We start from the raw sequence: 24,515 nt of genomic DNA, 5'->3' as shown, positions 1-24,515 counted from the left end.
TCCGGGGAGTGTCGGTCGAACGGTGTTTCCGGTCTGACGCGCCGGACGAAGGTCCGGTGGGAAGGGCGCCGTGACTGATGGCATCCGATGCTGTGAGCACATCGAAAAGTGAGAAGAATTCAGGGCGACAGCTGTCGCCGGAGCAGGCCGCAGCGGCGGAGATGATCTCCCAGGCCCGTGAGCAAGGGCTGGATCTGACCGGTCCGGGTGGACTGTTGAAGATGTTCACCAAAAACGTTCTGGAAACAGCCTTGAACGAAGAAATGACCGAGCATCTCGGCCATGAGAAACATCAGGCCGACGCCGAGCGGGAATCGGATAATGTCCGGAATGGGACACGGGCCAAGACGGTGATCTCGGATGCGGCCGGCGATGTGGAGATCGCGGTCCCGCGGGATCGCTCAGGCACGTTTACTCCGCAGATCGTGAAAAAGCGGCAGCGCCGTCTGGGCAGTGTTGACGAGATCGTGCTGTCGTTGTATGCGAAAGGCCTCACCACCGGCGAAATCGCATCGCATTTCGCCGACATCTACGGCACCTCGGTGTCCAAGGACACGATCTCAACCATCACCGACAAGGTCGTCGCGGAGATGGACGACTGGTCCGACCGACCCCTGGACTCGATCTACGCGGCGGTGTTCATCGACGCCATCTACGTGAAGGTCCGAGACGGGCAGGTGGCCAACCGGCCCGTCTACGCCGCCATCGGCGTCACGCTCGACGGCCGCAAGGACGTCCTGGCCCTGTCCATGGGCACCGGGGGCGGCGAGGGCGCGAAGTTCTGGATGAGTTTCCTGATCGGCCTGAAAAACCGCGGCGTCAAAGACGTTTTCTTCCTCGTCTGCGACGGTCTGAAAGGGCTACCCGAGGTCGTCGCGAACGTCTGGCCCCAGACGATCGTGCAAACCTGCATCATTCACCTGATCCGCAACTCGTTCCGGCTGGTATCGCGGAAATACTGGGAAGAGCTCAAACGCGACCTTATCCCGATCTACACCGCGTCGTCGCCGGAGGCCGCAGCGGTCGCACTCGACGAACTCGACGATAAATGGGGCGCGCGCCATGCCGCGGTGATTCGTTTGTGGCGCAACGCTTGGCAGGAGTTCATCCCGTTCCTCGACTACGACGTCGAGATACGACGGATGATCTGTTCGACGAACGCGATCGAATCACTCAATGCCCGCTATCGGCGAGCCGTACGAGCACGAGGCCATTTCCCCACCGAGCAGGCCGCGATGAAGTGCCTGTACCTCGTCACCCGTAGCCTGGACCCCACCGGCACCGGCCGGGCACGATGGACGCAACGCTGGAAGCCCGTGATCAACGCATTCGCCATCACCTTCAGCGACCGCTGGCCGGCCGCTGAAACCTACTGACCGAACCGCCGGAAACACCGTTGATCGGACAGACCCTGCATCCGCAGGCGCGCACCTCGAACCACGCGGCCGCCGCTGAGGGCGTGCAGGCAGGTTCGGGGAACTACTCGCACCCGGTCTCGCACCGGAGCGCCGCGATTCGATCTCGGCTTCAGTGTCGACGCAGGTCATGCGGTGGGGCAGGTGGGACTTGAACCCACGGCTGACGGATTATGAGACCAACGTCACGTGTGGCTCTGGCGGCTCACCTGGGCAAACACCGTGTGCCGTTGCTGCTGGCATCGCTCTGGGTGCGTCATCCGCACCAGTTCGCACCCAAACTCGCACCCACGGCGCCCGCTTGTCTCGCAAGCAGTCTCCTTAGGCACCAGTCGAGTACACCAGACTCGCCCTGACCTCCACACCACACGCTTCCTCACGTGGCCCGTAGCACTGAAGTGGACACTGAGAGTATTTTGATCTCGTAAGGCTGTACCTTGCCCATACCTGTCGAGGTGGATATGTGGAGTCTCTCCCCTGTGGCGCCCACGCCCGAGCAGCTGAAGATCCTTGCCGAGAACAAGCCTGGATATTTCCTCATCAAAGGGGCCGCAGGGAGCGGAAAGACAACCACTGCCCTACTCCGATTGCATCAGCTCTGTTTAAATTGGCTTTCGCGGAGGGACCGCCTAGGGCTGGCCGACCAAGTGCGGGTCCTCGTACTTACATACAATCGAACACTTGAAGGTTACATCGGCGAGCTTGCCCGTCAGCAGGTAAGCAAAAGCGACGCTTTAAACCTACAGGTAAGCACCTTCAGCAAGTGGGCATTGGAGGCGATCGGAGAGACCGAGGTCCTGAACCATAATCAAGCTGCGAGCTTTCTGCGTCCCTTAGCTAATCGGCTTCCTCTCGATAGCGACTTCGTGATCGAAGAGGCGGGTTACGTGCTCAGCCGCTTCCGACCGGATGACCTCGAGCTCTACCTGACCAAACGTCGGGATGGTCGGGGCACAAACCCGCGCATGGACCAGCGGCTGAAGCGCCGCCTCCTCGACGAGGTAATCGCGCCGTACATGGCATTAAAGGGAAGTCGCGGTGTGTACGACTGGAATGACGTCGCCGTTGCAGCCAGCAACGTAAACGAAGTACTTCCTTGGGATGTGGTCATCATCGATGAGACACAGGATTTCTCCGCTAACCAGGTCCGCGCAGTGCTGAGACACCTAGCAGAGACTTTCAGCGTAACGTTCGTTATGGACGCTGCCCAGCGTATATACCCGCGATTCTTTACATGGAAGGAAGCAGGAGTTACAGCCTTTTCCAAAACGTATTCCCTCAAGCAGAACTATCGCAACACCAAGCAAATCGCTGCGTTTGCCAGGCCACTAGTCGAGGGTCTGCCACTCGACGGCGATGGAGCCATGCCGGATTTCACAGCGTGCACTAAGGAGGGCACTCTACCAATCATGGTCGCAGGGTCGTACCGTGCACAGATCGAATACATAATCAACAGAACTTTGAGGACGGTCGATTTAACGACAGAGTCGGTTGCATTTTTGCAACCACGCGGCGGGCAGTGGTTTTCGTTTCTCCGGGCGGAGCTTAAACACCGCAACATCCCGTTTGTAGAGCTTACTCGCGAGAGCAAGTGGCCCAAAAAGCTCGGCGGTGTAGCGCTATGCACTTTGCACTCAGCGAAGGGGCTAGAGTTCGATCACGTCATATTACCGGGACTCAACCGCGAGGTGACCCCTCACGGCCACGAAGACGGCGACGTGCACCTCGACACTCTGCGTCGTTTGATCGCCATGGGTGTCGGGCGAGCCCGTGAGTCGATCTGCCTCGGCTTCAGCCGTGAAGATCCTTCGACTGTGGTGAACTTGCTCGATCCCGACACCTACGAATTGGTTACGGTATGACCGAATCCGACCCGGCAATCGCCACCATGGCCGCTCTACGCGGCATCCACGAGGTCTTACACTTTACGACTAATCGCGGCTTGCTCGGGATCTTTGCAACGGGCGGCGTTTCCGCCCGTGACTTACTTTACACCGATGACTATATCGAACACATCTATACCCCGAACTGCGCCGAGAGACTCAAAGACGCCGATTGGACCGGCTACGTAAACCTGTCTATCGGACGAGTCAATACGCAGCTTTTCAAGAAATCCGAACGCTGGCACACGATTGATGATGTCTACTGGGTAGTTCTCGCCTTCGATGCAGAATTACTCGCGCACCGCAATGTATACTTTGCGACTACAAATAACATCTACCCGTGTGTTAAGCGCGACACGGGCGCCTCAGGGCTTGCTGCTCTGTACGACCGGGTGATCGAATGGGGGTACTATAAGACTAAAATCGAGCGCAAGCCGACGATGCCCACCTCGTTCCCGACGGACCCACAAGCGGAGGTGCTCTATCCCAAGCAAGTTCCGCTTGATTATCTAAGGCGTATTTACGTACGCGAGCCTGAGCACATTGATTGGGTTAACAGCTTATTTCCGCTGCTTCAGGTTTCCCGGGTTCCGGTGGAACACAAACCGGAGGTGTTCCAATGAGCCCGGATCCAAGCCGAGAAGATCGATCCAGTCGTGTAATCAGCTCGATGCTGTGGTCCGCATGGGCGGACGCACTGGGTTTTATTAGTGAACTTACTGACGATGCTGGATTGCGCAGACGGCTCGGTCACATGCCACTCAACAAGCCTGTAGCTTGGCAGCGTCGCATCGGTGGCCGAGCCGGAGTTAAGGTCGCATTGCCCGCAGGGTGTTATTCGGACGACACACAACTCCGGCTAGCCACTGCCCGAGCGATCTCCCATCGCGGCTTCGACGTCGAATCATTCGCTAACGTCGAGTTGGCGGTCTGGCCCGCCTATGCTCTCGGCGGAGGACGCGCAAGCAAGGCAGCGGCGCGCAACCTCGCCAAGCCCGGGATGGCTTGGTTCGGCAATTTCTTCGATGGCTGGACCGCTGCAGGAGGAAATGGTGCAGCTATGCGTATCCAGCCTCACGTTTGGGCAGCGTCGGAACCTGCATCGCTTGGACCCCACCTAACTGACGTACTAACCAACGCCGTTACGACTCATGGACACCCGCGCGCACTTGTAGGGGCGGTCGTACATGCTCTGGCACTCGGCTCGATCCTAGAAGCGGGCGAGGTACCTAGCCCTGAGTCATGGCCACGAATACTCGACCTTGCGGAACAAGCAATAAAGCTTTTCGATGATCACCCTCAGCTAGCCACAATATGGCGGGCTACCTGGGAAAAGGAAACAGAATCATCGTTTTCATCTACTTGGCGAGAAACTGTCGATGAATGCCGCGCCTTGCTGCCCACCGTGTCTACCATCGCCGATGAACTGAGCAACAGTCCTGCAGCGAACGCTGACCTACGACAGGCCGCCTACAACAGATTGATTGAATCACTAGGTTTGTCTGATCCCGACTTCCGTGGAAGTGGGACCACGACGGTACTGGCCTCACTGGCACTCGCAGCTGGATTCCCCAAGAATCCGCAGGATTGCGCCGTACTTGCTGCCCGTGCTGTCGGGACTGACACCGATACTATCGCCACAATGGCGGCTGCACTTGTTGGAGCAGCTAACGGCGCCCCTGCCGATCCAGACCCGATTCTCGACAGAAGTTATTTGTCGGAACAAGCACATCGATTGGCAAGTATCTCTCGACACGAAGAGGTCGAGCGTTTTTCCTACCCCGATCTGCTGCACTGGCAGCCTCCACGTAAGCAATTGGACGCTGTAGGTGCAATCGGGGACGATTTGGCGCTAGCTGGCTTGGGCTACCTGACTCCTGTACGGCAAAATCAAGCACTTTATTCGAGCGAGACAGCGTGGCAGTGGATGAAGTGCGATTTCGGTGCTTCGTTCTTACTCAAACGACGCGCCTTCCCGGGTAGATTACCTGAGGGGGCGTGGCCAGTCCGTCCTTCATGGGAAAGCCGCCGTTACGATAACGCCGTGCATAATCTACTCCAGACTGACATCGACGTTGGCTCTCAGCATATACAAGCTATGGAACCCAACTTGTTTAACCTCGATACCATTCACGAGCAGAAAACCGGTGACCAACACCACCTCGGAAGCGTTGAGGTCGACGCAATGTTGAGTTGGGTCGCCAGAGAGAATTACCGATCAGATGCCATTGGGTATGCAGTTCGTAGGATTTCTGAAATCGGGACTCTTGAGCAGCTTATCGCCTTCACCGCAGCTCTGCGCGAAAGGTTGCCTAAAACATTCTGACCGCAGGAGGGGGTCGATCTTAGCAGCGAGAGGAGTCTAATTCCGTTACTATTTGAAGTCGCTTCATTTGCCTCGCCGAACCAATTCTCCGAGCTATGCGCCTAGATTGGCTAAGTTCTTCACTGGCACTCCTGTTTTCCCCGAGCGTAAACAGGGCAGTAGCTAGGTCTGCCCTAAGTGCGGATTCGGCACGGGAAAAGGTCGAATCTAGTGCATTCAATGCACTTGTTAGGATGGCGATAGAGTCGTCACGACCTGATCGGACTGCGGAATGTCCGCGCCAGCGTGCGAGATGATTTGCGTCGAGGACGATATATGGCCCCTCAGAGTTGACTTCCTCGTGCGGTAGGCAGCGTTCTGCCTCGTCGAAATGCTGTAGAGACTCGGCAGAGCGGCCAGCGGCTGCCAAAGCCTCGCCATATGCGGCGGTAAGCCAGACGCGTAGTAGTTGCGGGCAGCGGTGTTGTGCTGACCGTCGAGTCGATCCGAGTAGTTCGACCGCTGTGGCAGATTCACCAAGATCGAGCAATGTGAAGGCTTGCTCGGCGGTTGCGTGAGCGTAGTATGCGACGTTTTCTGTCTCGAGGGCCGCCTGCTTGGCTTGTTCGTAGTGTTGCCATGACGCTGTGCATCGGCCCATGTCGAGAGACTGCCACCCGGCCAACGTGTGCATTTCTGAAAGTATGATCGCTAGATCTTTCCGGATGCTGCCACTGAGGCTGTACGTGAGCAGGTCGTGGACCTGGTCGATCTTCGTCAAGAGTTCGCTGTGGGTGACGACCGCCCCGTACTGACGGTCTATACGACGAATACTATTCAACTGGTCGCGAAGACCTTGCAGCATAACTACATCGACGCGGCGTGCCTTTTGGATGCGCTCGCGGAGCTCGGCGGCTTCGCCCTCGGGTGTAGCAACGTTCTGCGCAGGTGATGACAGCAGTTTGCTGCTGTCCGTCTCGAAGATGCGTTCCAGCAGGCGCGCAGTGGCTGGGCGGATCGGGCCGAGGGATTGGCCTTTCGGGCCTTTGCCTGCGACCAGGCGTTGCAGGTGGCGGAGGCTGAGGGTTCCTGGTTCGCCGTGTTCGCGGGCGAAGTTCTCGGCGTAGGCGGCGAACTCCTCCAGGGTCATCCGGCGTTCTCTGATCTTCTGTTCGAGCACTGTGCGGTAGGGGCGCACTGTGTCCTCCCGTCCCCCGTGCGGAAGTCGTGTTCATGTCGTGCTTGTGTCGTTCCGCTGATGTCGGCGGTTCGTCAAGCTGGTTTCAGTCTGACATGGACCGCTTGCGGGCGGTCATCCGAACCGCCTGGCGACTGCGTTCCGCCTCTCAGCCGTCGCCAGGCGCCCGGTCACGGTCGGGGTCGGCGGTCCCCCGAACGTCGGCTCCGACCGTGATCCATAGCTGGGCACCCACGAGACCGACCGCTTGTCTTCAGGAGGTGGAGCCGTATGGGCGCTGATGACGCTGCCGCGGTGGCTGTGTTGCTCCGGCAAGCGCAGTGGGCGCTCGATGATGCCGCCCACCGGATACCGGAAGATCGGCTCGACGGCGAAGCGCACCACGAGCTTGCCGAAGCGCTGGAGCGCCTTGCGACGGTTCTGCGGTCGCGAGCGGACCGGTGCACCGTGATAGAGCAGCCGAGTGGTTGAGCATGTCCGGCGGCCAGCACTCGCGCGAGCGGGGTGGGTACGTCACTGCGTGGTGCGGTGATCTGAACGCGGACCTTCCGACGATCACCTTCGTCCGCCCCTGCCCGGAACCTGAACCGCCGAAGGCTGTAGACGCCGGTCCTTCGCCCGCTTTGCTCAGGTGGGTACTGGACAGGCTGCGGAAGTTGTAGACGCCGAGACAGGCTCAGCGCGCTGCCTCGGAGCGGGACGCTGGCCGGTGAAAATGGACGGGTGGGACAGGTCGCTTGGACCCGTCCCACCCGTCTTTTTCATTGTTTGGCCACGTCAGCGCCGGTCTCTGCCTGTCCCGCATCCCGTGACGGGTTGTCCCGCCGGGGACAGGTACGTGACGGCTATGTCCGGCCCTCGTCGGTCCCGGTCCGGTGTTCCTCGATGGCTGCTCGGAGATCGGCGCTGTAGTAGCCGCGCACCTGCCGGGCGGTGCCGTCTTCACCGACGAGTCGGCCTCGGCGTGGCTGGCACCCGAGATCGCCCATCCGACGGCCAAATGCGGTCGGTTCCATGCCGAGTGCGTCGGTGAGTTCGGCGGTCGGCACGAACTCTCGGGTCTCCAAGTCGTCGCCGAGGTACTTGAGGATCGCGCCGAGCGGGTCGGGCAGCTCGGTCGGTTCGGAGGGGACCGCGCCGAGCGCGTGTGCGACCGCGGATGAGTCGATCGAACCGCTTGTGGTGTCGCCCGCTGCGTGACCGGTGAGGGTGCCCGCTGCCTCGCGTAGCTTCCGGCCTTGGTTGCAGATCGTTCGCCATTCGGGGTTGGGCAGGTAGTACGTCCGCACGGTCATCGCGAGCACGTCGCCGCTGCCGTCCGCCTCGCCATCCGGGCGCAGGATGCCTACCCCTTTGTGGCTCGGGAGCAGTGTGGAGGCGTCGTAGCCGCGGGTGTTCATCTGCTCGCCGAGTACGATGTTCGAGTCCCGCCAGTCCATCACCCGCAGGGCGAAGCGCGACCCGAGCACCGACCGGAGACGGGACGGGATCGTGTTGGAGTCCGGCCGCTGGGTGGCCAGGATGACGACGATCCCGGCGGCTGGTCCCTTCCGGGCGAGGTAGGCCAGCAGGTCGGCGATGTAGGCGCCGCGGGTCGTTTTCTTGCCGCCGACTTCCTCGGGTGACGGGTCGTCGAGGAAGACTTGCACCTCGTCCAGTACCACTGTGGTGACGGGCATCCCGAGGTCGCCATCCCGCGAGATGGTTCGGGTGATCTTCGACTCCGGGCACAGCTCATCGTCCAACTTGGACATGCGCGTGTAGCGCTGCTGCACTTCGCCGACCAGCTCGATGAGGAAGTCTCGAACCGCCGCTACGTGCCTGTCCTCGTCACCACAGACGAAGCGGTGTGCGACTTCCTCGGCGGCTTCCCAGTCCTTCCCACCCTTGCCGTCGAACACGTACAGCCGCACGTACGGATCCAGGACCAGCCCGGCGACCGCGAGCCGGGTAGCGAACGTTTTCCCCTGCCGAGGGATCGCGCCGACGACCAGGGATGTCCACACCAACGGCAGGTCGATCCGCCGGTTCCGTGCGTCGCGTCCGAACGGGATCGGTCGCCACGCATCCCACGAGTCCACATCGAGCAGCGGGCACTTCGGCGGTGGCCCGGAGTAGGGGTCGTCGTCGGCCACCCACAGGAACACCCGTCCTGCGTGCCCGCCCTTGCCGCGGACTCGTTCGGCGATGAGCTGCACTTCGTCCACGGCGAGAGCGGAGGCGAGGGCTTCGCGGTTCTTGACCACGTCCGCGGCCTTGCGGGTGGCTGGCAGGTCGACCGTGATCGCCCAACCTTCGCCGGAACGCGCGGCTCGTTCGACGAGGCGCAGCGATTCGTCCTTGCCGGTCAGCTTCGCGTCCCGGAAGGCGTCGACCAAGACTTGCGGGTCCATCGTCCACGTCAGCGACCGCGGACCCGCGAGAACCGGCTTCCGGCCCGGAGCGCCTTCCTTGCGACGGCCGGTCACCGCGAGCACCACAGCGACAGCAGCCGACACTGCCCACAGTGCCGATAGTCCGAAAAGGACACTCAGAACGACGCCTGCCCCGATCGCGGCGAGTGCGACACTCCCGGTGACCTTCCAGCGGAACAGCGTCAGCGAGCGGATTTCCAGGAACTTGTCCGCCAGCTTCTCGGACTCCTCGGCGGCCTCGCGGTAGTCGTGCACCCGCAGCCACCGCCGCCACTGGCGCACGACCAACACCGCACCGCGCACCACGGCCCGCAGGAACGTCCACGGTGAACGCAGCACCCACGCCGCGGCGTCGAGGAGCGCTTGCCGCAGCAGCGGCCAGGACTTCAACCAGGAGGGCACGCGCGGAGAGTTCAGCCACCACTTCGCGAACCGCCGTGCCCGTTCACGGCGCGGTTCGTCCACTATCTCGGCGTCGAACACCTTCCGTTCCACCTCGTTCACGGGATCGCGGTGCGTCTCGTCCGATGGGTTCATGAGTTGCCCCGTTCGGTGTTCACTTCCTCCGCGAGCGCGGCGGCCAGCCGGGAGGACAGGCCGCGCGAGCAGCCGGTGACCTCGCGAACCCAGGCGGGAGTCACGGTCACGTCGGGCTGCCACGCCTGCCGCGCGCGGTTCAGGTACTCGTCGGCTGAAGTGCGCCGTGCGGCCTGTTGGGCGCGTTGCACGGGTTCCGGTTCCTTGGGCGCTTCCGGTGCTTTCATCGCGGCCAGTGCGGCGACTTCGCCGAGCTTGTCGCGTAGGTCGGTGACCGCCTCGGCGGCGACGAACACCACCAGGGGCGGCACGGAATGCAGCACGACCATCGCGGCGGAGGCGTCCGCGAACGCTTCCCACGTGTTCATGACGTAGGTGGCCGCGAGCGTGAACCACTTCGCGCCGCGGACCCATCCGCCGGTGTGCACGCCGTAGCGAGCGGTGATCTGCTCGGCTCGAAGGATCGCCAGCAGGACCAGCGACACCATCGGATCGAGCAGCCAAGCTGCCGACCACCGCAGCGACCACACCGCGGCGTCTCCGGCCGCGAAGCTCTGGACGTTGGTCATCGTGAACGCGAGCCCGAGCAGGATTCCCGTCCAGCACAACCGGTCCACCTGTCGCCGCACGTGCTCGACCGGTTCGGCCCCGGAGGGGGCGGGCGGCGCGTGCCGCCCGCCCCGCGATGTTTGGCCGCTCATCGCTTCCGGCTCCGGTGGTGCGGAGGCTCCGGCGTGGTGACCGTGAGTGCCTTGGTGAGCGTGTAGGACGCCAGCACGGCCGGAATGCCCAGCACTGTGAACAGTGCCGTTCCTCCGCCGGAGTGCGTGATCACTAACCACTGCACGAGCACGATCGCGCCTGCCGTCGCCACAACCCGCCCGGTGAGCGAGACCAGCCGCGCCCCGGTTCGTGCGGTTTCCGCAGCCTTCCGCGAGGCGCGTGCGCTCGCGCGCCACACGCCGACCAGGACGAGCAGCGCACCGACCACCGCGAGCACTTGGACCGGAGTCAGTTGCAGCGTCATTCCCAGTCACCCCTTTCGGCTTCGCGGCGAGCCCGCCACATCGGGTAGAGCGCACGGCGGTCCTCTTCGGACAGTGCGCCCCACACGCCGACCGTTTCGGCCCCTGCGGAGCGAAATTCCAGTTCCAAGCACTCGTCACGAACCGGGCAGCCCGCGCACAGCCGCGCGGCCAATTCCCGGTCCGGCTCGGCGCTGCCGGACACGTCGGGCGGGTCGCCCTCGGTGAACTCCCACAGGCAGCGGCCGTTCTGCGTGACCACGTCGGTGAGTGCATCCAGCGGCAGGGACCGCAGCAGGTCCAGCCGCGCGAGCCGTTCGTTCTCCTCGGGGTTCACCACGGCGCACCCCCGTTCAGCCGCGCCACATCGCGAGCGGTCCGGCGTTCGGCGGCCATCTGCGCCACGTCCACGCGAGCCCCGGACTCGCTCGCCTCGGCGGCGAGCTGGTCCACGGCGGCACTGGGCACGACGTAGCGGGTGCGGACCCGGACGGCGGGGAAGGCGTTCTCCCGGATCGCCCGGTACAGCGTCGAGGGGTTGCAGCGCATGATCCGCGCCGCTTCCCGAACTGTGTAGAACGTCGGTCGCCCGGCGTTCTCGGAGTTTTGTTCCATTGCGGGATCTCCAGAGAATCGCGAAATGCAAGGATTTCGGCGGAATGAAAAGCTGATATCAGCTTTCGATGAGCGCGAAGTGCCTCGTCTTTCGCGTGGGGTTGCTGTGTCGAATGAACTCCGCGCTAATCTCGGCGCTGAGGCGGAACGCGGAGGAATACGTGACGGAGGACTGGACTGCGGTCGCTCACGCGATCAACCAGCGCGTAAGCGAACTCGGTATGCGGCAACGCGAGCTGGCCGAGCGCTCGCACGTGTCGCAAGCGATCGTGCGCGAGTTGCAGCACAACACCGTCGAGCGACGGCGGAGCGCGCGCACGCTCGAAGCGTTGTCGCTGGCCCTCGGATGGCACGCGGAGCACCTCTCCGCAGTGCTGGACGGGCGCACTCCACCCGAGGCCGGCGAACCGCTGTCCAGCGAAGACGACGTACCCAGCCGGCTGACCGCCATCGAGCACCACCTTCGCCAGATCACCGAGAAACTCGACGAACTGAACTCGCGACTCCCCGCGGAGACCGGCCGTGGCAGCGGGCAAGGCGGGTAGCCGACCGCTTCGGCGATCAACCGGCCTGCCCCGGTGGGCCGTTCCGTGTGCGCTGTCCATGCCTCCAAGAAACGGCAGTCGAGCGCGTTTTCACAGATGGCGCCGGTTAACCACGAGCCCATTAACCACAATTAACTTCGCAGGTCAGGTCGCATATCGGGGGATGGTGCGATGAGCTCGAAAACCCGCTTGCAAGCCGTGCGCAGACAGCTCGGCTACTCCGCGGACGGCGTGATCGAGATGCTGCTTCGGCGTGCGGAACGGCTCGGCGTATCGGTCATGCAACCGGCGAGCCTGAAAACGAAGCTCTCCCGGTGGGAGAACGGGCACGAGTCGGTCAGCGAGCCCTACCGGCGGTTGTTCCGCGAGGTCTACGGGCGCACCGACGAAGAGATGGGGTTCCCGTCCGAACCGGACGACGAAGATCTAGCCGAGCTGCGCAACCGGATCGCCGTCGCGCGCCGGGTCGACCCGGAGATGGTCGAGGTCTTCCGCCAACAGGTCGACCACGCCCGGCAGATCGATCGGCGCTTCGGCGGCGTCACGATGCTCGACCAGCTCCGAAGCAACATCGATCACGTCGGGAGCCTGCTCGGGTACAGCACCCTAACCGGGCACCGCGAAACGCTCGCGGGCGTGCTCACCGAAGCGTCCACATTGGCCGGGTGGGAAGCACTCGACCGCAGCGCGCACGGGCAGGCGTGGGAGCACTACGAGCGCGCCAAAACCGCCGCCCGCGAAGCGCTTTCCGCTCCACTGGTCGCACACGCGACCGCGGAACAGGCGTTCGTGCTCATCGACATTGGCGAGACTGGCGCGGCCGCCGAACAGCTCGCTGCCGCCCGCGAGTTGGCCGCGGAAGCTGCGCCGCCCTTGCTGCGTGCTTGGCTCGCCGCCGCGCACGGCGAAGGACTCTCCGCACTCGGACACCGAGACGAGGCGCTGCGCGCGTTCGACGAAGCCGACCAGCTCTTGCCCGCCGAAGCGACAGACCCCGCGCTGCCGTTCCTATTCCTCGCTGGCGCACACCTCGACCGGTGGCGCGGCAACGCCTTGAGCAAGCTCGGCGAACCGGAAGCGATCGACCAACTCACCGACGCACTCCCGCGGCTACCCGAGGCGTTCACCCGCGCCCGCACTGGAATCCTGGTCGACCTCGCGTACGCCCACGCCGCAGCCGGAGACCGAGACGCCGCGCTCGAACACTCCCGGCAAGCACGGCGCCTGGCCTCACAGATCAAGTCCGACCGCCAGCTACGACGACTCAGCGGCCTGATCCTGCCCGGCGGCTCCACGTGAAGCCAGGTAGTACAGCAACGCGACCAACGTCCCCGATCCGAGCAGCTTGCGCTGCTGCGTCAACTCGATGACCCGATCCAGCGGAACCCACTCGACGATTCCGGCTTCCTCTTCGTCGGTCGGGTCGCCGACGCGCTTCGCGCCGCGCCACAGGTAGACATCGAACTGAGCCGTGACCATGCCCGGAATCGGCTCGAAGCTCACCAGGTGCTCCGGCTCGCCGAGCGGCTCCCAACCGCTCTCCTCGCTCGTCTCACGCAACGCCGTCGCCGTGGACTCCTCGTCCCCATCCACGATGCCGCCCAACAGCTCATAGCCCCACTCATCCGTGGCGAACCGGTACCGCCACAGCATCAACACCTCGTCGCGCTCATTGACGATCAGCGCCACCGCGACCCGATCTAGGTGCACCACGTGGTGCTCGAACCGCCGCCCGTCCGGCGGCTCGACATCAACCAGCCCCAACCGGACATACCGGTTGTCATAGATCGTCCGCTCCCCGTGCACCTGCCATGCTCCACGCTCGTCAGCCACGCCATTCAGGGTACGGAAGTACCAACTCATCCCCTAATGTCAGGTACGTCGCGTCGTGACAGGTACTTTCTCCCGGCGAAGTAGCGATTCTTTGCTTTAATGGGTGTGTGCTTTCGCTGTGCGATACTGGATTTCTTCGCGCATGTTCCGTAGCGGAGCGCAGTATTTTTCCATATTTCGCTCCACACCCGAGATAGGAAGACTCCAACGACGATGATCGTAAGGGCTGCGTAAAATACGATTGCTTTCAAGGTTGGTGTCGATGGGCCTTGGGTGACGACGTCAAAAGCAACAGACCCGGCCAGCGCGCCACCGAAGGCGGCAAATATATCGCCAAATACTGTGTAAGATTTGCTTCGGGACAATGCGATGCGTTGGTAGGCATCCGCCTCGTCTGTCGACCGGATGTCCCTGAACTCCGGCCACCTGCCACTTCGTGGTGCACACGGTCGATCGTAAGCCAGTGTCGGCGAGACAAGCCTCAAAGTTGCTCTTGCGGTTTGTCCTAGTATAGGGCTCTTTCTGGTGGTGTGCCACCTTCTCCACAAGCGGAGTGAGTACCAAAACGATATTACGGACGCTGTGGCGTAGAGTAAGTTGAGAATCACTTAGAGCTCTTTCTTGCATGGTTCCCACTGGAGGGGGAGTTGACGGTGGCGGCGTGAAAGAATCCGTGGCTCGCCAGGCAGATTGCCGTCAGCATTAGGGCGACTACGCCAACCATTTGCAGGCCCCATTGCCAAGCAGGGTCTATCAAATGGAGGTCGCGTCCGATTCTTGCTACGGATACGTCTAGAAAGAATACTGCGAGGCAGGTGAACAGTAGGGCAGAGACGAAGTCGCGAGCTACGTGCCGGGGACGCCCTCTTTTGTCGTGCGATGGCGCGGGTTGAAGTATTCCCTTATGTCGCATAGAGCGAACCTAGCAGAACCAACCCAGCCGAGTGTGGGGTTCATGAAGTTCGGCAAATCAGGGTTCTTGTCCGTCGACTCGGTCAGGCTCGTCCTTTCATCTTCTGCTCGTGCCGAACCCGAGCATCGTGCTCAACCCCTAGTTCCTTCTGAAAGGTCCAGATGAAGAGCACAACGAACCAGCCGAAGCAGAACACGACGCTCACCACGAGCAAGGCCCCCGCAAGAAAAGATCCAACCCGTGCGAGCGCCGCCACCACGATGCCAGCTCCGCCATATCGTCGATTCCTGGCGATCGCCTTGCTCGAATCGAGACCAGGACGGAGTAGCTTACCGGCACTTCGGTCCTTTTCAACCCGTATGAACGCGGCGAACGCACGAACCAAGCTGTAGCCGATAGCGCTAGCAATGACAAGCAGCGCAACTACCTTGACCGGAAGGGCGACGCTGGAAGTCACGATGGCACCGATAAGGCCGCCTGTGATCGCAGTAGTGACCATGAGCCCGATGAACATCAGAATGGAGGCCAGCACACGCCGGAACCAGTAGTCGGGGCCGCGCGTGTACCACGTGGCACCTAGGAACGGGATCTTTTCGATCGGCACGTGCACCTTGTTGTCCGTTTTACTCATTATCCTGCCACTGTATGCCAGATGCCCGCAGCCAAGCTGCTCATGTCTTTGGCCGTATTGGTGCCCATGTTGCCCACACCGGTTGCGATTCCGCCTACGACGCCGTGCTTGTCGATGTCCTCAGACCAGTGCTCGTTGAAACCTTCCTTGATCAGGCTCCCAGCGCCGACTGCCACGGCAGTACTGGCGGAGACCACCGCCACCGCCGGAGCCTCCACGGGGGCCAGTGCTATGGCGGCCGCCGCGCCAGCACCCGCTGCAAGACCGCCGTAGCCAGCCGTGTAGTTGACCCCTGCCGCGCGTTCTGGGGAATCGCCCTTGTCCACGTCGGCCTTGGTGTCGAGTGCCGCTCCGGCGCCGGTCGTCAGGATGCCGAGAACGGGGAGGCTCTTCGCGAACCCCAGGAACTTGGGCAGGCGCCCGGCTGTTCCCGCGGCTTTGCCCAGGTCTCCGACTTGGGTATCGAATGCCTTGCTCACCGGGTTGGTGAGGGCGCCTCTTTCGGCAGCCTTGATCTTTCCCCTGATCGCATCAAGCTCTTTCGCGGCGCTGCTGTGTGCGACCCTGGCCGGATCCCCTTTGGGCAGGTTCATGCCCTTGGCCTCGTACGTCTTTTTCGCTGCCTTGTAATCGGCCCTGGTGTCCTTCATCGCCGCCTGCGCTGTCGTCAGCTCGCTGTCGGCGTTCTTGAGGATTTCGCGAGTCCGACTGGCGGGGATCGCGTACAGCGATCTGATGTAGCCGCCGACTGTCAGCCCTTGACTGGAAGTGAGGCTGCCACCGTCGCCGTCGGGTCCGATCGAGTCGTACACATCACGGATCTTTTCCTCAGCTACGAGGCGCGCGGCCTTCGCTTCCTCCACAGCCAGGCGGTAGTCCTCGGAGTAACCATCGAGCGCGGTGAGCATCTGGCGGTCGTCCGGGGAAGGATTGGGCGAAGTGGCGACTGTCGGAGGACGACCGTCCGCGCCGATCGGAACCCCTTTCGCCCGCGCTTCGTGCGCCCTGTTGTACAGCGCTTTGTCAATTGCTTCAAGCGTTGACGCGAGCTCTTCGATCGCGTCGCCGAGCGCTTTGGTCGCCTCGGCCAGCGCTCCGCCGGTCACGGAGTCCGCCGACCACTTCTTTGCGAACTTCGTGGCGGCGTCACCTTGCCAGCCGGCATCGTCGATGAGCGCCTGAACCTTCGAACTAAGAGCGGTCACGATGCCGTGCATCTCGTCCGGTGCGGCCGTGAGTGACTGCGCCATCGAGTGCATACCGCCGATGTCACCACCGACCCAGGTTTCCTCTGGCATTGTCACCAACCCCATGTCTTCGGCACGAGATCTTCGAAAAGCTCGCGGTTGTCGATGTCCTGCTTCTGGTAGCTGTCGTGCGCCGCACGCACGCTTGTTCCGTGATCTTCGATCAGTGCGATCATCTTGGCGTGCAGGACTTCCAACGTTTTCATGACGGCGGCCGTGGTCTCGTTCAATCGGCCATCGCCCGTGTCAGCAACGGGTGGCGTGAGCTTGGGCCTGATCTTCTGGTATTCGTCGGCTTCACGTGCGAACGTGCTCGCCATGTCTTGCAGATCAGCCAGAACGGCTTGGTATTGATCGGCCACAGTCCATCACTCCGAGAATGATCGCAAATCTTCTTCGGTCCACCTGCCGCTGTCCGGGGCGACCACCGGGTTCACGCAAACCGTTTCGACGCCCATCATGCTGGAAAGAGTTCGCAGTCGATCCAGCCTCATCGAAATCCAGGGCTGAGCATTACCGAGTTCGCCGACAAGACGTTCAGCGCTCGAAAATGCCAGCACAGCGGCCCGTCCGTCACCCATGTGGCGCATTTCGAAGCGGATGGTGTCTTCCCCGTTGTCCATCCCGGGGTGAGCGGGCACAAAAACGGACGAATCCGACAACTCGTCCAAATTTGTCTCATCTTCGGCGTCGGCCGCGCCAAGTACGGGCGGCGCCGCCTGCCCGGAGGGCTCGCCGAATATGTCGTCGCTGCGCACTCTGATCCTCTGCCTTCCTCACAGTGGGAGGCTTGGTGTCTGCGGGAGGAATCGTGCCTTATTCGACGGCCTCGTAGTACCGAAAAAACGGAAGAGTCACAAAGCGGGTGATTTCATCGCACTTGAGCGCTGAAATCAGCTAGTCACTTGTCACGCCGTTTAGGCATCCGGGACCCAAGGATTTCGGCGGCTTTGCGGTCGGATGCCGCGACCCACGCCGCGTACACGCGAAGCGTGGTCGCACCTCCGCCGCCGTGGCCGAGGCGGCCGGAGACAGTCGGGAGATCTACTCCGGCGGTGAGGAGTTCGGTCGCGGAGTAGTGCCGTAGGGCGTGGAGGTGGGTTCGGATGCCGAGGCGCTTCGCCATGTTCGTGTAGCGGGAGCTGAGGGCGTCCGGCGGGTACGGGTGGCTGTGGTCTGGGCTCTTGGCGCCGGTGAAGACGAACAGGTCGTCGGTGAACTCGATCCCGAGTGCTTCGGTGCGCTCCTGGACGCGGCGCTTGTGCTCGGTGAGGAGAACGATCGTCTCGGTGTCGAGGGCGATGCGGCGGTTCTGGTGGGTCTTCGTGTCCTTCTCCTGGCCGCCGACCCAGTTCCGGCGCAGGTCGATCACGCCGTTCTCCAGATCCAGCCGTGAGAAGCGCAGTGCGACCAGCTCGCCGCGGCGCATTCCGGTGGTCATCGCTAGCCACACGAGCGTGCCCCAGTCTTCGTCCAGCCGGAACGCCGTCTCCGATAGGCGCGCGGCTTCGTCAGGAGTCGGCGGGTCCGGCTCCGGCGGCTTCTGCTTCGGCTTGCGCACCACGCGGGCGGGGTTAGTACTGATCCAGTCCCAGCGCTCCGCGGCGTCGAGCGTGCCGCTCAGGATGAAGTGGATCTGCCGGACGGTAGAGGCCGCCATCGGCTTGCAGACGTGGGGCTTGCACTTCGCAGCCACGCAGTCGTGATCGCCGTCTTTCGCGTGGCGCTCGATGAACGGCTTGCCGTCGCACCGAGCGCGGCAGCGCCGAAGATCCGAGTAGAACTTCTCCAGGGTCCGCGCGGTGATCTTGTTGACGGCCGTCTCCCCCAGCGCTGGGCGGATGACGCGGGAGATGTAGCCCTCGTAAGTCTCGCGCGTGCTCTGCTCGATCTCGTTCGTCCGCAGCCACTCGCCGAGCGCGTAGGAGAGCGTCGCGGACGACGGTGCGGAGCGTTGCCCATCGATCTGGGAGAGCAACTTGTTCAGAGCACGCTCGGCACGCTTCCGGGCGTTCTTGTCGGTTCCGCGCACCGATTCGCGCAGGTACATCCGTTTGCCGGTAACCGGATCGCGACCGGCGTAGACGATCACGCGCAGTGTCCTGCCGTGCTCCTCGATCCGGCCGCGCTGGCGTCCGTCGCTGCTCGCACTGCCCATGCCTCTGGAAGCTACTCGCACCCAGTCTCGCACCCAAACGCAGCGATTAGATCTTGGTTTCAGCGTTGATGCTGGTCAGGCGGTGGGGCAGGTGGGACTTGAACCCACGGCTGACGGATTATGAGTCCGCTGCTCTAACCTGCTGAGCTACTGCCCCCGATGGCGTGATGAAACGCTCCCCAGCGTGATCGTAGCGAGGGGTGGCGGTGGGTGGCGCAGCGGGTTGCTTGCACGACCGGGCGAAACGGTCGGGGGCCGGACGCAGTAAGGGCCGGCACCCCGCGGGGTGCCGGCCCGGTTCGCGGCGTTGTCACATGAAGGCGGTGACGTCGAAAGCGCCGGTCAGCTGTCCGATGATCACGATCGCTGCGAGCAGCGCGCTGACCGCGGCCACGGTCAGCACCGAGAGCATGACCAGATAGACCAGTGCTTTGACCGGCTTCGGCAGCTGGTTCAGCGTGGCCATGTCGGGCAGCGCGAAGTGGTCCTTGCCGATCCCTGGAGCAGACATCCTGACTTCCCCCGTCCTGGTTTTCGTCCCCGTTTGCGTGCACCACTGCCCCGAGGACGTAGGGCAATGGGAGTCTCGTTGGTTCTAACGCACCGTGAATCGATCCGGCTCACCGGCCGAGGCCGGTCGGCCGCCCGATCATGATCACGGAAACCGGCCGTGACCTGCACGGAAGCCTTCGTACAGCGCGGGACGTCGCGTCGCTGCACGAATCAGATCGCGCGGCCGACCAGGATCGTTACCCGACTCTGATCGCCTCGACACCTGTTCGCCCGAAGAGGTGGAACGAGGTTTGCGGATCTGCAAAAAGGGGCACCGGAACGGTGCCCCTTTGCGCTGTGCTCCTCCGACTGGACTCGAACCAGTAACCTTTCGGTTAACAGCCGAATGCTCTGCCATTGAGCTACGGAGGAATATCTATTTGGGCGCCAGCCCCGTTGCGCTGACGTCGTCTACTTTAGCGCATCCGGCGGGGAGGTCTCACACCCCCCTCCCCACCGGCATCCGCTCAGGTCACAGGCGATGCGCGACGGCGAACACGCGGCGGAACGGGAACCACGTCGTGCCATCCGAGCGCCGCGGGTAGGCGGCTCGCAGGCGTGCGCCGAGTTCGGCGCGGAACTCCGCCCATCCCTGCTCGTCGAGGCTCGCCCGCACGGGACGCAGGGCCGTGCCGCTGAGCCACTCCAGCACCGGGTCCGGGCCCTCGAGGCGCTGCGCGTAGGTCGTCTCCCAGGCGTCCACGCCCAGTCCGAGATCGGCGATCAGCTCGGCGTAGCCCTGCGGACCCAGCACCGAGTCGGCGCGCAGCAGTCCTTCGGCGGCCCACTGCGGCTGCGCGACCAGCTCGCGGATCGCCGCGTAGGACGGGGAGTCGAAGTTGCCGGGGACCTGGAACGCGAAGCTCGCGCCCTGCGGCAGCTCGGGCAGCCAGCTCCGCAGCAGCTCGGGATGCTCCGGCACCCACTGCAACACCGCGTTGCACAGCACGACGTCGGTGTCCGGGCTCGGCTTCCAGTCCCGCACGTCCTCCACCTGCGCGTCGACGCCGCGCGCACGGGCAGCCTCGACCATCTCCGGGGACGAGTCGGTCGCCTCCACGGCAGCGTCCGGCCAGCGAGCGGTGAGCAGCGAGGTCAAGTTCCCGGCACCGCAGCCGAGGTCGACCACTCGGCGCGCGCTGCGTTCCGGAACGCGGGCGAGCAGGTCGTGCGCCGGGCGGTCACGGTGCGCTCGGAACGACAGGTACTTGGCGGGATCCCACACGACATTCACAGTACGGCCGTACTGCTAGCTGCGTCCACCGCCGCGCAACCGCTCCGCGACCTCGGCCGCGAGCGGTGCCAGCTGCTGCTCGTCGGTGCCCGGATCGGCGCGGACCTGCAGCACGACGCCGTCCCGGCCCGGCACTTTGCGCTGCACGAAGCGCGCGCCGCCGACCGGCAGGTCGCGGTGCTGGGTGTTGCGGATGGAACCGGTGATGCGCGAGTGCACGACCTCCGGCAACCGGCCGGCGGCGGTGAGGCGCAACCGTCGCGGCGGCAGATCGCGCAGCAGCACGGCCGCGCCCGCGGCACCGGACTCCTCGGCTTCGACCAGCGCGAGTGCGCCTTCGTTCCACGTCGCCTTGCTCAGCAGGTGCCAACCCACGCGACGGCCCTCCGGCAACCACAGCCCCAGGTGCGTGGCCACCAGCGGCCCTTCCGGCGCGTGCGCCACGGCCAGCACCACCTCGTCCTCGGTGAGCCGGCCCGCGAAGTCCGCGGGCACCTCGGCCGTTCCCGACAGGCGGGCGGCGAACCGGCGAAGCCAGGAGATCACAACGCACCCATCGCCTGCTTCAGCAACGACTGCCGGTATTGCTCCAGCGCCAGCATGTCGCCGAACAGCGAGTTGTACTCGTCCGGGTTCTCGGTGGGCGAAGTGCGCTGCACCCGCGACTTGATGTCCGCGATCTGCCTGCCGACCATGATCTCCTGCAGGCGGGCGATCACCGCCGTCGCGTACCGCGGGTCCTCCTCGGACTTGGTGTCCGGGGTCTCCACCGCCAAGGTCGTCAGCAGCCGCCGGGTCACCTCGTCCGAGCACTCCTTGCCGACCGCGTCGACCAGCAAAGCACCGGATAGCCCGGACATCGTGCCGCCCGCGGCCACAATCGCCTGGTGCAGCTTGCCGTAGGCGTCCTCGGTGAACGCCTCTCCCGGCAGCGAGTCGTAAACCGGCCCGGCCAGCGCCGGCACCTGCAGCGCCAGCTTCAAGGTCTCCCGCTGGCACCAACGCGGGTCGTCCCGGCTCGGACGTTGCGGCAGTTCCACGTCCATGCCCAGCGAATCCTGGTCCGGATTGCGCGGGGACCGGCGGCGCGGCTTCTTGACCGGCGCACCTGCCGACTCCCGGACGCGACGCACGACCTGGTTCTCGTCGTTCCAGCCGGTCCAGCCGGCCAACTGGACCGCGTAGCCGTCACGGCGCTCCACGTCCTTGATCTGCGCGACCAGCGGGACCGTTCGCTTCAGCGCTTCCACCCGGCCGTCGACCGAATCCAGGTCGTACTCGCCCAGCAGGCTGCGGATGGCGAACTCGAACAGCGGTTTCCGGCGCGCCACCAGGTCCCGCACCGCGGTGTCGCCGCTGTGCTGCCGGAGTTCGCACGGGTCCTGGCCATCCGGGGTGATCGCCACATAGGTCTGGGTGGCGAACTGCTGCTCACCGTCGAACGCCTTCAGCGCCGCCTTCTGCCCGGCCTCGTCGCCGTCGAAGGTGAAGATGACCTCACCGCGGAAAGCGTTGTCGTCCATCATCAGCCGCCGCAGCACCGCGATGTGATCGTCGCCGAAAGCCGTTCCGCAGGAGGCGATCGCGGTCGGCACCCCGGCCAGGTGCATCGCCATCACGTCGGTGTAGCCCTCCACCACGACCGCCTGGTGCCGCTTGGCGATCTCCCGCTTGGCGTGCTCGATGCCGAACAGCACCTGCGACTTGTTGAAGATCGGCGTCGCCGAGGTGTTGACGTACTTGGCCTCGATCGGGTCGTCGTCGAAGATGCGCCGGGCGCCGAACCCGACCACGTCCCCGGCCAGGTCCTTCAGCGGCCACAGCAGGCGGCGGTGGAACCGGTCCAGCGGCCCGCGCCTGCCCTCCTTGGCCAGCCCGCACTTGTAGAGCTCGTCGAGCTGGAACCCCTTGCCGATGAGGTGCTTGGTGAGCTTGTCCCAGCCCGCCGGGGCGAAACCGCAGCCGAACTTGGTCGCCGCCGCCTCGTCGAACCCGCGCTCGGCCAGGTAGTTCCGTGCGGCCAGCGCGTCCGGGGAGCGCAGCTGTTCGGCGTAGAACTCTGCGGCCAGCCGGTGCGCCTCCACCATCCGCGCCCGCGTGCCGCGGTCGCGCTTCTCGCCGGGAGTGCCGCCTTCGTAGTGCAGCTCCACACCGGCCCGGTCGGCCAGCCGCTCGACCGACTCGACGAAGCCGAGGTGCTCGGACTTCATCAGGAACGCGATGGCGTCCCCGCCTTCACCGCAACCGAAGCAGTGGAAGGTGCCGTGGCTCGGGCGCACGTTGAACGACGGGGTCTTCTCGTCGTGGAACGGGCACAGGCCCTTCAACGCGCCGCCACCTGCGTTGCGCAGTGCCACGTAGTCACCGACGACGTCGTCGATCCGGTTGCGATCACGTACCTCGGCGACGTCGCTTTCCCGGATCCTTCCAGCCACGCGTCCAGTCTAGGCGCCGCGAACGAAACGCCGACGAGCGGCACAATCGCTCGCATGACCACCGCCGCCGAGTTCGAGCAGCACCGTCCCCGGCTGACCGCGCTCGCCTACCGGCTGACCGGGCGGCTCGCCGACGCCGAGGACGCGGTGCAGGAGGCGTGGCTGCGGCTGGACGCCGAACGCTCCGAGATCCGCGATCTCGGCCCGTGGCTGAGCACGGTGGTCGGTCGGATCTGCCTGGACCGGGTCCGCTCGGCGAGCGCGCGGCGGGAACGCTACGCCGGGCCATGGCTGCCGGAGCCGGTGGTCACGGACGTGGACGCCCGAGATCCGCTGGAGCTCGTGGTCGATCGGGACGAGCTGCGGATGGCGGCGCTGCGGGTGCTGCACGAGCTCAGCCCCGACCAGCGCGTGGCGTTCGTGCTGCACGACGGGTTCGACGTGCCGTTCGCCGAGATCGCCGAGCTGCTGGACTGCCCGGTCCCGACCGCGCGCCAGCACGCCTCCCGCGCGCGGCGCGCGATGGCCGAGGCACCGCCGCGAGTACCGGCACCGCAGCAACAGGAGATGCTGGAACGCTTCCTCGCCGCCGTGGCCGGCGGCGATCTCGACGAACTCACCAGGCTGCTGCATCCGCGTGCCACCTTGTTCGGCGACAGCGACGGCAAAGCACCGACCGCGCGGCGGCCCGTGCTCGGCGGGGAGAAGATCGCCCGCTTCGCGCTCGGCCTGGCCGCGAAGTACGGCGACCGGCTGTGGTCGAGCGCTCGGCCGGTGCTGGTCAACGGCGAGCGCGGGCTGATCACTCCCGGCGAGCCGGAAGGCACCGGTACTCGCCGCGTCGCGCCCCGCGTGGTCGGTTTCGCCTGGCGGGACGGACTCATCGCGGAGATCTACGACGTGGTCAACCCGGAGAAGCTCGGCCGGGTCGACTTCTCGCTCACGGAACCGGAACGCGGCACGCCTCGCCGGAGGTGAATCCCTGCGCGGTGAGGCCGAGGGCGTGGTTGAACCGGCTGCGCTCGTTCTCCAACGCGATCATGTAGGTCAGCTCCACCAGCCCGTCGTGCCCGAGCTCCCGGTCGAGCTCGGCGACCTGGTCGTCGGTGACCCGCATCGGCTGGTCGGTCATCGCGTCCGCGTAGGCCAGCACCGTTCGTTCCCGAGCGGTGAACTTCGGCGAGGTCGGGTAGTCGTCGATCTCCTTCAGCCGGTCGATGTCCAACCCCTCGTTGCGCTGCACCATCGTGCCGAAGTCGACGCACCACGAGCAGCCGATCCGGGTCGCGGCGCGGTAGGTCGCCAGCTCCCGCAGGTTCGCGGGGAGTCTGCGGGCAGTCCGGTCCACGGCGAACTCGGCGCAGCCCATGGACATCAGCAGCTTCGGGTGGTGCGCGGCGACCGCAAGCGGCTCCGGCACGGCGCCGAACCGCCACTTCGCGGCCCGGTACAGCAGCTTGGTCAGCCAGCCCGCCCGCTGCGCGGGCAATGGTTCGATGCGCGGCATGAGCACTCCTGTGCTGGTGTCCCGCCCGGTGCGGGAACTCGTCACCGGGACGGGACAGCCCGGCCGGA

At 64.3% G+C, this 24,515-nt stretch carries 25 protein-coding genes and 2 tRNA genes; 8 read left to right on the top strand and 19 right to left on the bottom strand.

The window, feature by feature from the left end; translation table 11 throughout:
- Positions 1 to 161 precede the first annotated feature (161 nt).
- From INP57_RS15990 to INP57_RS15975, 4 genes are all read left to right on the top strand, one after another.
- Complete coding sequence (locus INP57_RS15990) at positions 162 to 1,376, top strand: IS256 family transposase (protein ID WP_445326513.1); 1,215 nt, start codon at positions 162 to 164, stop codon at positions 1,374 to 1,376.
- Positions 1,377 to 1,894: 518 nt separating this feature from the next.
- A complete protein-coding gene (locus tag INP57_RS15985; protein ID WP_307850109.1) occupies positions 1,895 to 3,277 on the top strand; it encodes a 3'-5' exonuclease in 1,383 nt (460 codons plus the stop codon).
- The gene (locus INP57_RS15980; RefSeq protein WP_200071011.1) at positions 3,274 to 3,921 is read left to right on the top strand and encodes a DarT ssDNA thymidine ADP-ribosyltransferase family protein; all 648 of its coding nucleotides are present in this window, start codon (positions 3,274 to 3,276) and stop codon (positions 3,919 to 3,921) included. The genes INP57_RS15985 and INP57_RS15980 overlap by 4 nt, the downstream gene beginning before the upstream one ends.
- On the top strand, positions 3,918 to 5,624 hold the full coding sequence (locus INP57_RS15975) for an ADP-ribosylglycohydrolase family protein (RefSeq protein WP_307850108.1): 1,707 nt from the start codon (positions 3,918 to 3,920) through the stop codon (positions 5,622 to 5,624). The genes INP57_RS15980 and INP57_RS15975 overlap by 4 nt, the downstream gene beginning before the upstream one ends.
- A gap of 19 nt (positions 5,625 to 5,643) precedes the next feature.
- On the opposite strand, the gene INP57_RS15970 is transcribed toward INP57_RS15975, so the two are convergent.
- Positions 5,644 to 6,753 (bottom strand): NsdA family TPR-like regulatory protein, encoded by a 1,110-nt coding sequence (locus tag INP57_RS15970; protein ID WP_233627639.1) that lies wholly within the window; start codon positions 6,751 to 6,753, stop codon positions 5,644 to 5,646.
- Between the two features lie 318 nt (positions 6,754 to 7,071).
- On the opposite strand from INP57_RS15970, the gene INP57_RS15965 reads away from it, so the two are divergent.
- Positions 7,072 to 7,272, top strand: coding sequence for a hypothetical protein (locus INP57_RS15965; protein WP_200071008.1), 201 nt, complete (start codon positions 7,072 to 7,074; stop codon positions 7,270 to 7,272).
- Positions 7,273 to 7,646: 374 nt separating this feature from the next.
- Here the strand turns inward: INP57_RS15965 and INP57_RS15960 are convergent, their stop codons facing one another.
- From INP57_RS15960 to INP57_RS15940, 5 genes are read right to left on the bottom strand one after another with little or no spacing between them, the layout of a single operon-like run.
- On the bottom strand, positions 7,647 to 9,752 hold the full coding sequence (locus tag INP57_RS15960; protein WP_200071007.1) for an FtsK/SpoIIIE domain-containing protein: 2,106 nt from the start codon (positions 9,750 to 9,752) through the stop codon (positions 7,647 to 7,649).
- Positions 9,749 to 10,453, bottom strand: coding sequence for a hypothetical protein (locus INP57_RS15955; RefSeq protein WP_200071006.1), 705 nt, complete (start codon positions 10,451 to 10,453; stop codon positions 9,749 to 9,751). The genes INP57_RS15960 and INP57_RS15955 overlap by 4 nt, the downstream gene beginning before the upstream one ends.
- Positions 10,450 to 10,779, bottom strand: a complete 330-nt coding sequence (locus tag INP57_RS15950) for a hypothetical protein (RefSeq protein WP_200071005.1) — start codon at positions 10,777 to 10,779, stop codon at positions 10,450 to 10,452. Before INP57_RS15950 ends, INP57_RS15955 begins: the two co-directional genes overlap by 4 nt.
- Entirely contained in the window at positions 10,776 to 11,114 is a 339-nt protein-coding gene (locus INP57_RS15945; RefSeq protein ID WP_200071004.1) for a WhiB family transcriptional regulator, read from the bottom strand. Before INP57_RS15945 ends, INP57_RS15950 begins: the two co-directional genes overlap by 4 nt.
- Positions 11,111 to 11,392, bottom strand: a complete 282-nt coding sequence (locus INP57_RS15940; protein ID WP_200071003.1) for a helix-turn-helix domain-containing protein — start codon at positions 11,390 to 11,392, stop codon at positions 11,111 to 11,113. The genes INP57_RS15945 and INP57_RS15940 overlap by 4 nt, the downstream gene beginning before the upstream one ends.
- 161 nt (positions 11,393 to 11,553) lie before the next feature.
- On the opposite strand from INP57_RS15940, the gene INP57_RS15935 reads away from it, so the two are divergent.
- Positions 11,554 to 11,937, top strand: a complete 384-nt coding sequence (locus INP57_RS15935; RefSeq protein ID WP_200071156.1) for a helix-turn-helix domain-containing protein — start codon at positions 11,554 to 11,556, stop codon at positions 11,935 to 11,937.
- A 171-nt stretch (positions 11,938 to 12,108) separates the two neighbouring features.
- A complete protein-coding gene (locus tag INP57_RS15930; RefSeq protein ID WP_200071002.1) occupies positions 12,109 to 13,236 on the top strand; it encodes an NsdA family TPR-like regulatory protein in 1,128 nt (375 codons plus the stop codon).
- On the opposite strand, the gene INP57_RS15925 is transcribed toward INP57_RS15930, so the two are convergent.
- From INP57_RS15925 to dnaG, 12 genes are all read right to left on the bottom strand, one after another.
- Positions 13,192 to 13,770, bottom strand: coding sequence for an NUDIX hydrolase (locus tag INP57_RS15925; RefSeq protein ID WP_200071001.1), 579 nt, complete (start codon positions 13,768 to 13,770; stop codon positions 13,192 to 13,194). The genes INP57_RS15930 and INP57_RS15925 overlap by 45 nt on opposite strands.
- Positions 13,771 to 14,765: 995 nt before the next feature.
- On the bottom strand, positions 14,766 to 15,314 hold the full coding sequence (locus INP57_RS15920; protein WP_200071000.1) for a hypothetical protein: 549 nt from the start codon (positions 15,312 to 15,314) through the stop codon (positions 14,766 to 14,768).
- Positions 15,314 to 16,612 (bottom strand): WXG100 family type VII secretion target, encoded by a 1,299-nt coding sequence (locus tag INP57_RS15915; protein ID WP_200070999.1) that lies wholly within the window; start codon positions 16,610 to 16,612, stop codon positions 15,314 to 15,316. Before INP57_RS15915 ends, INP57_RS15920 begins: the two co-directional genes overlap by 1 nt.
- 2 nt (positions 16,613 to 16,614) lie before the next feature.
- Entirely contained in the window at positions 16,615 to 16,923 is a 309-nt protein-coding gene (locus INP57_RS15910; RefSeq protein WP_200070998.1) for a DUF6317 family protein, read from the bottom strand.
- A gap of 6 nt (positions 16,924 to 16,929) precedes the next feature.
- Positions 16,930 to 17,319 (bottom strand): SAV_915 family protein, encoded by a 390-nt coding sequence (locus tag INP57_RS15905; RefSeq protein WP_200070997.1) that lies wholly within the window; start codon positions 17,317 to 17,319, stop codon positions 16,930 to 16,932.
- 143 nt (positions 17,320 to 17,462) lie between these two features.
- Positions 17,463 to 18,653, bottom strand: a complete 1,191-nt coding sequence (locus INP57_RS15900) for a tyrosine-type recombinase/integrase (protein WP_307850106.1) — start codon at positions 18,651 to 18,653, stop codon at positions 17,463 to 17,465.
- A gap of 149 nt (positions 18,654 to 18,802) precedes the next feature.
- Positions 18,803 to 18,876 (bottom strand) — tRNA-Ile (locus INP57_RS15895).
- 153 nt (positions 18,877 to 19,029) lie between these two features.
- Entirely contained in the window at positions 19,030 to 19,230 is a 201-nt protein-coding gene (locus INP57_RS15890) for a hypothetical protein (protein ID WP_200070995.1), read from the bottom strand.
- Positions 19,231 to 19,571: 341 nt separating this feature from the next.
- Positions 19,572 to 19,643, bottom strand: a tRNA-Asn gene (locus INP57_RS15885).
- A gap of 100 nt (positions 19,644 to 19,743) precedes the next feature.
- The gene (locus INP57_RS15880) at positions 19,744 to 20,496 is read right to left on the bottom strand and encodes a trans-aconitate 2-methyltransferase (protein WP_200070994.1); all 753 of its coding nucleotides are present in this window, start codon (positions 20,494 to 20,496) and stop codon (positions 19,744 to 19,746) included.
- Between the two features lie 24 nt (positions 20,497 to 20,520).
- Complete coding sequence (locus tag INP57_RS15875) at positions 20,521 to 21,051, bottom strand: hypothetical protein (RefSeq protein WP_200070993.1); 531 nt, start codon at positions 21,049 to 21,051, stop codon at positions 20,521 to 20,523.
- On the bottom strand, positions 21,048 to 22,940 hold the full coding sequence (gene dnaG, locus INP57_RS15870) for a DNA primase (protein WP_200070992.1): 1,893 nt from the start codon (positions 22,938 to 22,940) through the stop codon (positions 21,048 to 21,050). Before dnaG ends, INP57_RS15875 begins: the two co-directional genes overlap by 4 nt.
- Before the next feature lie 54 nt (positions 22,941 to 22,994).
- Between dnaG and INP57_RS15865 the strand changes: the two genes are divergently transcribed.
- The gene (locus INP57_RS15865) at positions 22,995 to 23,918 is read left to right on the top strand and encodes a sigma-70 family RNA polymerase sigma factor (protein WP_200070991.1); all 924 of its coding nucleotides are present in this window, start codon (positions 22,995 to 22,997) and stop codon (positions 23,916 to 23,918) included.
- On the opposite strand, the gene INP57_RS15860 is transcribed toward INP57_RS15865, so the two are convergent.
- Entirely contained in the window at positions 23,881 to 24,447 is a 567-nt protein-coding gene (locus tag INP57_RS15860; RefSeq protein ID WP_200070990.1) for a carboxymuconolactone decarboxylase family protein, read from the bottom strand. The two genes, INP57_RS15865 and INP57_RS15860, sit on opposite strands and share 38 nt — an antisense overlap.
- Positions 24,448 to 24,515 lie beyond the last annotated feature (68 nt).

The sequence above is a fragment of the Saccharopolyspora galaxeae genome, from assembly GCF_016526145.1.
In the GTDB taxonomy this organism is placed as follows: domain Bacteria; phylum Actinomycetota; class Actinomycetes; order Mycobacteriales; family Pseudonocardiaceae; genus Saccharopolyspora_C; species Saccharopolyspora_C galaxeae.
The sequence above is the reverse complement of the archived record's forward strand: the minus strand, read 5'-3'. Positions and strand labels throughout refer to the sequence as shown.

Coding starts and splice junctions, on each gene's coding strand:
- INP57_RS15990 (WP_445326513.1), top strand. CDS start 162: ATGATCTCCCAGGCCCGTGAGCAAGGGCTGGATCTGACCGGTCCGGGT.
- INP57_RS15980 (WP_200071011.1), top strand. CDS start 3,274: ATGACCGAATCCGACCCGGCAATCGCCACCATGGCCGCTCTACGCGGC.
- INP57_RS15975 (WP_307850108.1), top strand. CDS start 3,918: ATGAGCCCGGATCCAAGCCGAGAAGATCGATCCAGTCGTGTAATCAGC.
- INP57_RS15970 (WP_233627639.1), bottom strand. CDS start 6,753: ATGACCCTGGAGGAGTTCGCCGCCTACGCCGAGAACTTCGCCCGCGAA.
- INP57_RS15965 (WP_200071008.1), top strand. CDS start 7,072: ATGGGCGCTGATGACGCTGCCGCGGTGGCTGTGTTGCTCCGGCAAGCG.
- INP57_RS15960 (WP_200071007.1), bottom strand. CDS start 9,752: ATGAACCCATCGGACGAGACGCACCGCGATCCCGTGAACGAGGTGGAA.
- INP57_RS15955 (WP_200071006.1), bottom strand. CDS start 10,453: ATGAGCGGCCAAACATCGCGGGGCGGGCGGCACGCGCCGCCCGCCCCC.
- INP57_RS15950 (WP_200071005.1), bottom strand. CDS start 10,779: ATGACGCTGCAACTGACTCCGGTCCAAGTGCTCGCGGTGGTCGGTGCG.
- INP57_RS15940 (WP_200071003.1), bottom strand. CDS start 11,392: ATGGAACAAAACTCCGAGAACGCCGGGCGACCGACGTTCTACACAGTT.
- INP57_RS15930 (WP_200071002.1), top strand. CDS start 12,109: ATGAGCTCGAAAACCCGCTTGCAAGCCGTGCGCAGACAGCTCGGCTAC.
- INP57_RS15920 (WP_200071000.1), bottom strand. CDS start 15,314: ATGAGTAAAACGGACAACAAGGTGCACGTGCCGATCGAAAAGATCCCG.
- INP57_RS15915 (WP_200070999.1), bottom strand. CDS start 16,612: ATGCCAGAGGAAACCTGGGTCGGTGGTGACATCGGCGGTATGCACTCG.
- INP57_RS15890 (WP_200070995.1), bottom strand. CDS start 19,230: ATGTCTGCTCCAGGGATCGGCAAGGACCACTTCGCGCTGCCCGACATG.
- INP57_RS15865 (WP_200070991.1), top strand. CDS start 22,995: ATGACCACCGCCGCCGAGTTCGAGCAGCACCGTCCCCGGCTGACCGCG.
- INP57_RS15860 (WP_200070990.1), bottom strand. CDS start 24,447: ATGCCGCGCATCGAACCATTGCCCGCGCAGCGGGCGGGCTGGCTGACC.